The organism is Inquilinus limosus MP06 (genome assembly GCF_000767795.1).
Taxonomy (GTDB): Bacteria; Pseudomonadota; Alphaproteobacteria; order DSM-16000; family Inquilinaceae; genus Inquilinus; species Inquilinus limosus_E.
Map to the genome: position 1 here is coordinate 1 of NZ_JANX01000213.1, position 9405 is coordinate 9405.

The following is a 9405-nucleotide window of genomic DNA, read 5'->3' on the forward strand; positions in this document are numbered from 1 at the left end:
GTCGTCATGCGTCGGCCCGGCCGGCGCGCACCGCCCCGGCATACATGCCGCTGCGCCGGAAGTCGCGCGGCCCGATGCCGTAGAAGCGCCGGAACGCCTTGGCGAAGTAGTTGGCGTCGTCGAAGCCGCAGCGCTGGGCGATGATCTTGATCGGCGTCTCCTCGACATGCAGCAGCCGCGCCGCCTCCTCCATGCGCAGGCGCAGCAGGTAGCGGGCCGGCGTCGTGCCCTCATGCGCGGCGAAGACCCGGCTGAAATGATAGCGGCTGTAGCCCGAGGCCTTGGCCATGCGGGCGACGTCGATCCGCTCCGCCGGCTGACCGGCGCACAGCGACACGGCCCGTTCGATTGCCGCCGGCCGGGGCGATGCCGCCGGCATCTCGCCCCAGGGCAGCAGCTCTTCCGCCAGTCCCATCGCCGCGCCATAGGCGAGGGCGGAGGCGCGGGCCGGACTCGCAGCCTCGCCCTGTAGCGCCGACAGGCACAGGCCCGCCAACCGCTCCACCGCGGCCTCCGGCAGCGTCACCACCGGGCCGTGCGCGGCCGTGACCTCGCGCCAGACCCGCAGCACCTCGCGGCCGTTCAGGCACAGCCAGAAGAACTCCCATTCCGGGTTGCGGCCCAGCCAGTAGCGATTGTCCTGCGGGAAGCGCAGCAGCATGGTCTGGCCCGGCCGCAGCTCCCAGCGCCTGCGCTCGACCCGCAGATGGCCGCGGCCGCCGATCGTGTGCTGCAGCAGCACGAAGGGCGCGTCGCCGCGCCTCAGCCCGTGCCAGTCGTAGCCGGGGTCGGTGCAGCGGTCGTAGCCGGCGCTGGTGACCATGGCGTGCAGCCGGTAGCGGTCCTTCGGGAACACCACCGAGACTCCGCCAGGGAGCCGCTCTCGCAGCGCCGACAGCATGGAATGCCCCATGATCGCACGGAATTCCTCTTTCGCCGGTTTTCCCGGCCCCATAGACCATAGCACGAAATAGCTTGCCGAGGGGCATCGAGCCCCGGGAGGATGCGATGAAGGTTGCCGTGATCGGCGCGGGCAGCGTCGGCTTCACCCGGAAGCTGGTGCGCGACATGCTGAAGGTGCCGGAGCTGCAGGACACCGAATTCGCGCTGCACGACATCAATGCCGACAACCTCGACATGGTGGCGCAGATCCTGCGCCGCGACATCGAGGCCAACCGCCTGCCGGCCAAGGTCACCACCTCGGTGGAACGGCGCCGGGCGCTGGCGGGCGCGCGCTACGTCATCAGCTGCGTCCGCATCGGCGGCCTGCGCGCCTTCGCCAGCGACATCGAGATCCCGCTGAAATACGGCGTCGACCAATGCGTCGGCGACACCATCTGCGCCGGCGGCATCCTGTACGGCCAGCGCAACATCCCGCAGATCCTCGATTTCTGCCGCGACATCCGGGCGGAGGCGGAGGAGGGGGCGTGGTTCCTGAACTACGCCAACCCGATGGCGATGAACACCTGGGCCGCGATCGAGCATGGCGGCATCGCCAACACCATCGGCCTGTGCCACGGCGTGCAGCATGGCTGGCACCAGATCGCCGAGGTGCTGGGCGCCGAGGACCCGCGCGAGGTCGACTATGTCTGCGCCGGCATCAACCACCAGACCTGGTACATCGACATCCGCTTCCAGGGCCGGAAGATCGAGGCGACGGAGCTGCTGGAAGCCTTTGAGCGCCACCCGCGCTACAGCCGGGAGGAGAAGGTTCGGATCGACGTGCTGCGCCGCTTCGGCTGCTATTCGACCGAGAGCAACGGCCATCTCAGCGAATACCTGCCCTGGTACCGGAAGCGGCCGGACGAGATCAATCGCTGGATCGACCTGTCGAACTGGATCAACGGCGAGACCGGCGGCTATCTGCGCCACTGCACCGAGCAGCGGAACTGGTTCGAGACCGACTTTCCGCGCTGGCTGTCCGAGGCCGGGGCGCCCTTGTCCGAGTACCGCCGCTCCGACGAGCACGGCAGCTACATCATCGAGGCGCTGGAGACCGGGCGGGTCTATCGCGGCCATTTCAACCGGCGCAACGAAGGGCTGATCACGAACCTGCCGCAGGACTGCATCGTCGAGACGCCGGGCTTCGTCGACCGCTTCGGCCTGAACATGGCGGCGGGGCTGGAGCTGCCGCTGGGCTGCGCCGCCACCTGCACCACCTCGGTCAACGTCCAGCGCATGGCGGTCAAGGCGGCGGTGACCGGCGATCTCGACCTGCTGCGCCTGGCCGTGCTGCACGACCCGCTGGTCGGCGCCGTCTGCAACCCGGACGAGGTCTGGCAGATGGTCGACGAGCTGCTGGTGGCCCAGGCCGAGTGGCTGCCGCAATTCGCCGATGCGATCGACGGCGCGAAGCAGAGCCTGGCCCGCGGCGGCGTGGCGACGCGCGACTGGGGCGGCGCCGCCCGCCTGTCGGTGCGCAGCGTCGACCAGCTGCGCGAGGCCCGGGCCACCGCCAAGGCCGCGAGCTGATCGGGGGCGACCAACGCCCCGGCGGACCATCAACGAGGGGAGGCGACCATGAGATTGACGAAGATCGCGCTCATGCTGGCGGGGCTGCTGCTGGCGCTGCCGGCGGTGGCCGAGCCGGTGACCCTGCGCTTCTGGGTGGCGTGGGACCCGGCCCAGCCCGACGCCAGGGCGATGCAGGCGCAGATCGCCGCCTTCGAGCAGGCGCATCCGGACATCAGGATCGAGACCCAGAACATCGCCTTCGGCGCCCTGCACGACAAGCTGGTGACGGCCGTGGCCGGCGGCGACGCGCCCGACATCTCCTGGGGCCTGGCGGAGTGGTTCGGCGAGCTGTACCGCATGGGCGCGCTGCTCGACCTCACGCCCTACACCGCCGACTGGCCGGGGCGCGACGGGATCTACCCCAACGTGATCGAGGCGCTGACCATCGACGGCAAGCTGATGGCGATGCCGCATTACCTCGGCATCCGGGCGCTGCTCTATCACGAGGAGATGCTGAAGAAGGCCGGGATCGCCGAGCCGCCGAAGAGCTGGGACGAGCTGATCGCGGCCTCCCAGAAGATCAAGGCGGCCACCGGGCAGCACGGCTTCGGCATCGCCGGCACCGGGGTGCGGGCGCCGCAGGAGCTGGTGATGTACCTGGCGCAGAACGACGTCGCCATCGCCCGGCGCCAGCCGGATGGCGGCTACAAGAACAGCTGGGCCGACGACCAGGCCGAGCTGGCGCGGGCCACAGAGGTCCTCGCCTTCTACCGCCGGCTGCTGGACGAGGGCGCGATCCAGCCCGAAGCCGCCGGCTGGGGCTGGGAGCAGGAGGACAGCAATTTCGCGCTCGGCAAATACGCCATGGCAGTGGACGGCGCCTGGATGCAGTCGCGCGCCCAGCAGAACCCCGAGGCGATGGCCGATGTGAAGGTGGCGCCGCCGCCCTTCAAGCTGAAGCCGGCGACCTTCTTCGAGATCAACCCCTTCTTCCTCTACAAATCGACCCAGCACCCGAAGGAGGCCTGGACCTTCGCTGCCTTCATGACCGGCCGCGACTACCAGGCGGCGGGGCGGCCGACGACCTCGATCCGCAAGGACGTGGTCAGCCCCGGCGTGTGGGGCGAGGGCTTCTCCTCGCTGGCGCCGACCGGCGTCGTGTTCCCGCCGGTGGCGCTGGGCCAGATCACCCGGGCGATGGAGGAATCGATCGGCCGGGTGCTCCTGAAGAAGGAAGACCCGGCCGAGGTCGCCGCCTGGCTCGGCAAGCAGGTCAACCGCGCCCTGCGCCAGTCCGGCGAGCTGAGCTCGTCGTGAGTTGAGCTTGGCGGGAGCCGCCCCCTCACCCTACCCGAGGAGCTACGACATTCACACATCGCCTCTTTTGAGTCCCCCCTCCCCTTGCGGGAGGGGGGTAGGGGGAGGGGGTTCTCTCGGATCGAGTCGGCCCAGACTGTCGCGAACCGGCCGGATGGCGAGTTCGGTGCCCTGCCCATTCGCGCGCGGACGCGCGCAGCCCCTCCCCCTGCCCCCCTCCCGCAAGGGGAGGGGGGACTTTAAAAAGCTCACTCCAAAGATCTGTGAATCTGGCAAGGCTGTCCGCCGGCGGGAGGCGGCCCTGCCATGACCGCCTATGCCGAGCTGCAGGTCACCACCAACTTCTCCTTCCTGCGCGGCGGGTCGCATCCGGAGGAGCTGGTGGAGACGGCGATCCTGCTGGGCCTGTCGGCCATCGCCGTGACCGACCGCAATTCCCTGGCCGGGATCGTGCGCGGCCATGTCATCGCCAACCGCGACGAGGACCGGCAGAAGGCCAGCCGCATCCCCTACATCGTCGGCTGCCGGCTGGACCTGATCGATGCCCCGGGCCTGCTGTGCTATCCGACCGACCGCGCCGCCTATGGCCGGCTGTGCCGGCTGCTGACCATCGGCAACCGGCGGGCGAAGAAGGGGCAGTGCGACCTGGCCTTCGCCGACCTGCCGCCCTGGCTGGAGGGGCAGATCCTGGTGGCGCTGCCGCCGGACCGGATCGACGACGCCTTCGCCGACCATCTGGCCCGGCTGCGGGCCGAGGCGCCGAAGCGCCTGTTCCTGGCCGCCAGCCACCGCTACCGCGGCGACGATGCCCGCCGCCTGGCCGATCTGGCCGAACTGGCGCGGCGGGTGCGGGTGCCGCTGGTGGCCACCAACGACGTGCTGTACCACGTGCCCGAGCGGCGGCGGTTGCAGGACGTGGTCACCTGCATCCGCGAGCACTGCACCATCGACGATGCCGGCTGGCGGCTGGAGGCCAATGCCGAGCGGCACCTGAAGGGGCCCGAGGAGATGGCGCGGCTGTTCCGCGACCACCCGGAGGCGCTGGAGCGGACGGTCGAGATCGCCGAACGCTGCCGGTTCAGCCTGGACGAGCTGGGCTACGAGTATCCCGAGGAGATCACGCCGGACGGCATCCCGGCGCAGGAGCGGCTGGAGCAGCTGACCCGCGAGGGCGCGGCCCGGCGCTATCCGGATGGCGTGCCCGAGAAGGTGCAGGCCCAGATCGACCGCGAGCTGGATCTGATCGGCCGGCGCGACTATGCCCCCTTCTTCCTGACCGTGGCCGATATCGTCGCCTTTGCCAGCCGGAAGGACATCGGCATCCTGAACCAGGGTCGCGGTTCGGCGGCGAACAGCATCGTCTGCTACTGCCTCGGCATCACCGCCATCGACCCCATCCAGATGGACCTGCTGTTCGAGCGCTTCGTCAGCGAGGAACGCCACGAGCCGCCCGACATCGACGTCGATTTCGAGCATGAGCGGCGCGAGGAGGTGATCCAGCACATCTACGAGAAATTCGGCCGCCACCGCACGGCCCTGGCCGCGACCGTCATCTGCTATCGCACCCGGGCCGCGGTGCGCGACGTCGGCAAGGCGATGGGCCTGTCGGAGGACATGATCAGCGCCCTGTCCGGCTCGGTCTGGGGCTGGAGCATGAACGGGCTGGACGAGGGCCAGGTGCGCGAGGCCGGGCTGGACCCGGCCGATCCCCGGCTGCGCCTGGCGCTGGAGCTGGCGGTCGAGCTGATGGGCTTCCCCCGCCATCTCAGCCAGCACACCGGCGGCTTCGTCTTCGCCCGCAGGCGGCTGGACGAGATGGTGCCGATCGAGAACGCGGCGATGGACGATCGCACCGTCATCTGCTGGGACAAGGACGACCTCGACGCCGTCAACATGCTCAAGGTCGACGTGCTGGCGCTGGGCATGCTCACCGCGCTGAAGCGCTGCTTCGACCTGATGAACAAGCACTATCCGGAGCAATACCCCGAGCCGCTGGCCCTCGGCATGACGCCGCGCGAGGACCCGGCAGTCTACGAGATGCTGGGCCGGGCCGATTCGATCGGCGTGTTCCAGGTCGAATCCCGGGCCCAGCAGTCGATGCTGCCGCGGCTGAAGCCGAAGAAGTTCTACGACCTGGTGATCGAGGTCGCGATCGTCCGGCCGGGACCGATCCAGGGCGACATGGTGCATCCCTATCTGCGCCGCCGCGACGGGATCGAGCCGGTGACCTATCCGAAGCCGGAGATCCGCGGCGTCCTGGAGAAGACGCTGGGCGTGCCGCTGTTCCAGGAGCAGGGCATGAAGCTGGCCAGCGTCGCCGCCGGCTTCTCGCCCAGCGAATCCGACCGGCTGCGCCGGGCCATGGCCACCTTCCGCAACGAAGGCACGATCCACCAGTACGAGACGCGCTTCATCGAGGGCATGGTCGCCAACGGCTATGAGCGCGACTTCGCCGAGCGCTGTTTCAACCAGATCAAGGGCTTCGGCAGCTACGGCTTCCCCGAGGCGCATGCCGCCTCCTTCGCCCTGCTGGTCTATGAGAGCGCCTGGGTGAAGCACCACCACCCCGAGGTGTTCTGCTGTGCCCTGATCAACTCCCAGCCGATGGGCTTCTACGCCCCGGCCCAGCTGGTGCGCGATGCGCGCGAGCACGGCGTCGAGATCCGCCCGGTCGACGTCAACCGCAGCGACTGGGACTGCACGCTGGAGCCGATCGCTGGATTGGGGGCCGGCCGCGACCACGCCGTGCGACTGGGCCTGCGGCTGGTGAAGGGGCTGAACGAGGAGGAGGGCAAGAAGATCGTCGAGCGCCGCGGCGCCGGCTACGCGTCTCCGGCCGAACTGACCCGCCGCGCCGGCGTCACGTCCCGGGCCCTGAACCGGCTGGCCGAGGCCGCCGCCTTCGGCTCGATGGGGCTCGACCGGCAGCAGGGGCTGTGGGCCGTGGCCGGGGTGGAGGGCGAGGCCCTGCCGCTGTTCGCCGCCCGCCCGGCGCAGCTGGCGCTGTTCGAGGAGGCGGCGGCCGAGCTGCCGCCTTTGCCGCCAGGGCTGGAGGTGCTGGAGGACTACGCCACCACCGGCCTGTCGCTGACCAGGCACCCCTTGGCGCTGCTGCGCCCGGCGCTCGCCAGGCTCGGCATCGCCCCGGCCCGCAGCCTGCGCGACGAGGGGACCCGCGACGGCGCCCGCATCCGCGTCGCCGGCATCGTGCTGTTCCGGCAGCGGCCGCAGACCTCCAACGGCACCATCTTCGTCACCGTCGAGGACGAGAGCGGCGCCGCCAACATCGTGGTCTGGTCGCATGTGTCGGAGCGGTACCGCCGCGCCGTCTATGCCGGCCGCCTCTTGGCCTGCGAGGGCCGGGTGCAGAAGGTCGGCGAGGGCGAGCACCAGGTGATCCATGTGGTGGCCGAGCGCTTCGTCGACTGGACCGACCAGCTGCCGGTGCTGGCCCGCGGCACCGACCAGGTGGTGCTGGACCCCGAGGCCCAGCGCCGCCCCCGCGCCGCCGCCGGCCGCGGCCACCGGGTGACGCTGAAGAGCCGGGACTTCAAATAGGTCCACAGAGCTGACGCGTCGCCTCTCCCGCAAGCGGGAGAGGCTACGCGAGAAGACGCTCGACTTACTATAAGCGTAGAGCCAGCCTTCTCCCGTCTCGCGGGAGAAGTGGCGGGAGTCCTACTTCCGCGGCCGCAGGGTCGGGAACAGGATGACGTCGCGGATCGAGGCCGAGTTGGTCACCAGCATCACCAGCCGGTCGATGCCGATGCCCATGCCGCCGGTCGGCGGCAGGCCGTATTCCAGCGCGGTGACGTAGTCGCGGTCCATCATCTGGGCCTCGTCGTCGCCGGCGTCGCGCGCCGCGACCTGGGCGGCGAAGCGCTCATACTGGTCCTGCGGGTCGCTGAGCTCGGAGAAGGCGTTGCCCAGCTCCCAGCCATTGGCATAGGTCTCGAACCGCTCGGTCAGGCGCGGGTCGGTGCGGTGCGCCTTGGCCAGCGGCGAGATCTCCTTCGGCATGTCGGTGACATGGGTCGGCTGGATCAGCGTGTGCTCGACCGTCTCGCCGAACACCAGCTCCACCACCTGGCCCCAATTCTCCTTGCCGGTGACCTTGAGCTGCAGCTTCCTCGCTGCCTCCCGCGCCGCCTCCGCCCCCTGGATCTGCAGGAAGTCGACGCCGGTCGCCTCCTTGACCAGCTCGGTCATCGGGGCGCGGCGGTATTGGCCGCCGAACTCAATCCTGTGTTCGCCGAAGGTCACGGTGGTGCCGCCGGTCGCCGCCTTTGCCGCCGTGGCGAAGATGTCCTCGGCCAGCGCCATCATGTCGGTGTAGTCGGCATAGGCCTGGTACAGCTCGAGCATCGTGAACTCCGGATTGTGCCGGGTCGAGATGCCCTCGTTGCGGAAGTTGCGGTTGATCTCGAACACCCGCTCCGACACGCCGCCGACGATCAGCCGCTTCAGGTACAGCTCCGGCGCGATGCGCAGGTACAGGTCCATGTCGAGCGTGTTGTGATGCGTCACGAACGGCTTGGCCGAGGCGCCGCCCAGGATCGGATGCAGCATCGGCGTCTCGACCTCGAGGAAGCCGCGGTCCTGCATCAGCCGGCGGATGTCGGCGACGATCCGGCTGCGGGCGCGGAAGGTCTCGCGGCTCTCCTCGCTCATGATCAGGTCGAGATAGCGCTGGCGGTAGCGCGCCTCGACATCGGTCAGGCCGTGATACTTCTCCGGCAGCGGCAGCAGCGTCTTGGCCAGCAGGTCGACATGCTGGGCGTTGATGGTCAGCTCGCCGCGCTTGGTGCGGCGGATGAAGCCCTCGACCCCGATCAGGTCGCCGATGTCGAGCAGCCCGACCAGCTCCTGCGTCGCCGGGTCGGCATAGTCCTTGTGGCAGAACACCTGGATCTTGCCGCTGACGTCGTGCAGGTCGATGAACATGCCGCTGTTGCGGTACGCCCGGATGCGGCCGGCGATGCGGACCACATCCTCCGGCTTCTCCGCCTCGGCCGGCAGTTCGGCATAGCGCGCCTGCAGCCCGGCGGCGTCCGCATTCTTCTCGTAGTGATACGGGTAGGGGTCGATCCCCTTCTCCCGCAGCGCCCGCAGTTTCTCCAGCCGCGGCGTCTTCAGCGGGTTGTCGGCATCGTCGTGCGGGGCGCGGACGCTCTCGACGCTGTCGGACATGGCAGGGCACTCCAGGGCAGGGAACGACAAGACGGACAGACCGGGATCGCGTCCTCTACCCGCCGCATCCCGGGGGTGCAAGCCGGTTCCGCGCATGGCCCCCTTCTTCTCAGGACGGTGATGAATTTCGATATCCGAATGTTTCACGACTGTTTATGAGAAACAGAGCATACTTGCGTATTGAAGCCGGCACCGTACCGACCGGCGGCTATGAGCAGTGAGGGCGTTCGAGATGAGAGACAGCGTTTCCCGAATGGCCGTGGCGGCCACCCTGGCCGCGGCCGGCCTGGCCGCCTGCTCCGACCTCACCGATGTCACGCCCTGGGCCTATTCGACCGAACCCGAGACCGCGCAGCGGGCCGCGCCGGTCAGGACGGAACCCGAGCCGCAGCCGACACCGCCGGCCTACACGGCCCCGCGGGTGATCGCCGCCGCCCCCGCCCC

The 9405-nt window shown here is 69.5% G+C and carries 6 protein-coding genes; 4 read left to right on the forward strand and 2 right to left on the reverse strand.

The features are described from left to right. Positions 1 to 4 precede the first annotated feature (4 nt). Entirely contained in the window at positions 5 to 859 is an 855-nt protein-coding gene (locus tag P409_RS17155) for a helix-turn-helix transcriptional regulator (protein WP_161790418.1), read from the reverse strand. A gap of 149 nt (positions 860 to 1008) precedes the next feature. Here P409_RS17155 and melA point away from each other — a divergent pair, with 149 nt between their 5' ends. The 3 genes from melA (at position 1009) to P409_RS17170 (ending at position 7329) form a co-directional block, all read left to right on the forward strand. After that, positions 1009 to 2472, forward strand: a complete 1464-nt coding sequence (melA, locus tag P409_RS17160; RefSeq protein WP_034839966.1) for an alpha-glucosidase/alpha-galactosidase — start codon at positions 1009 to 1011, stop codon at positions 2470 to 2472. Positions 2473 to 2520: 48 nt separating this feature from the next. Further along, the gene (locus P409_RS17165; RefSeq protein ID WP_034839970.1) at positions 2521 to 3771 is read left to right on the forward strand and encodes an ABC transporter substrate-binding protein; all 1251 of its coding nucleotides are present in this window, start codon (positions 2521 to 2523) and stop codon (positions 3769 to 3771) included. Between the two features lie 306 nt (positions 3772 to 4077). Then, the gene (locus tag P409_RS17170; RefSeq protein WP_034839973.1) at positions 4078 to 7329 is read left to right on the forward strand and encodes an error-prone DNA polymerase; all 3252 of its coding nucleotides are present in this window, start codon (positions 4078 to 4080) and stop codon (positions 7327 to 7329) included. A 120-nt stretch (positions 7330 to 7449) separates the two neighbouring features. Here the strand turns inward: P409_RS17170 and lysS are convergent, their stop codons facing one another. After that, a complete protein-coding gene (lysS, locus tag P409_RS17175; RefSeq protein ID WP_081991579.1) occupies positions 7450 to 8961 on the reverse strand; it encodes a lysine--tRNA ligase in 1512 nt (503 codons plus the stop codon). A 253-nt stretch (positions 8962 to 9214) separates the two neighbouring features. On the opposite strand from lysS, the gene P409_RS17180 reads away from it, so the two are divergent. Then, on the forward strand, positions 9215 to 9405 hold a 191-nt coding region (locus P409_RS17180; RefSeq protein ID WP_034839976.1), incomplete at its 3' end, for a hypothetical protein.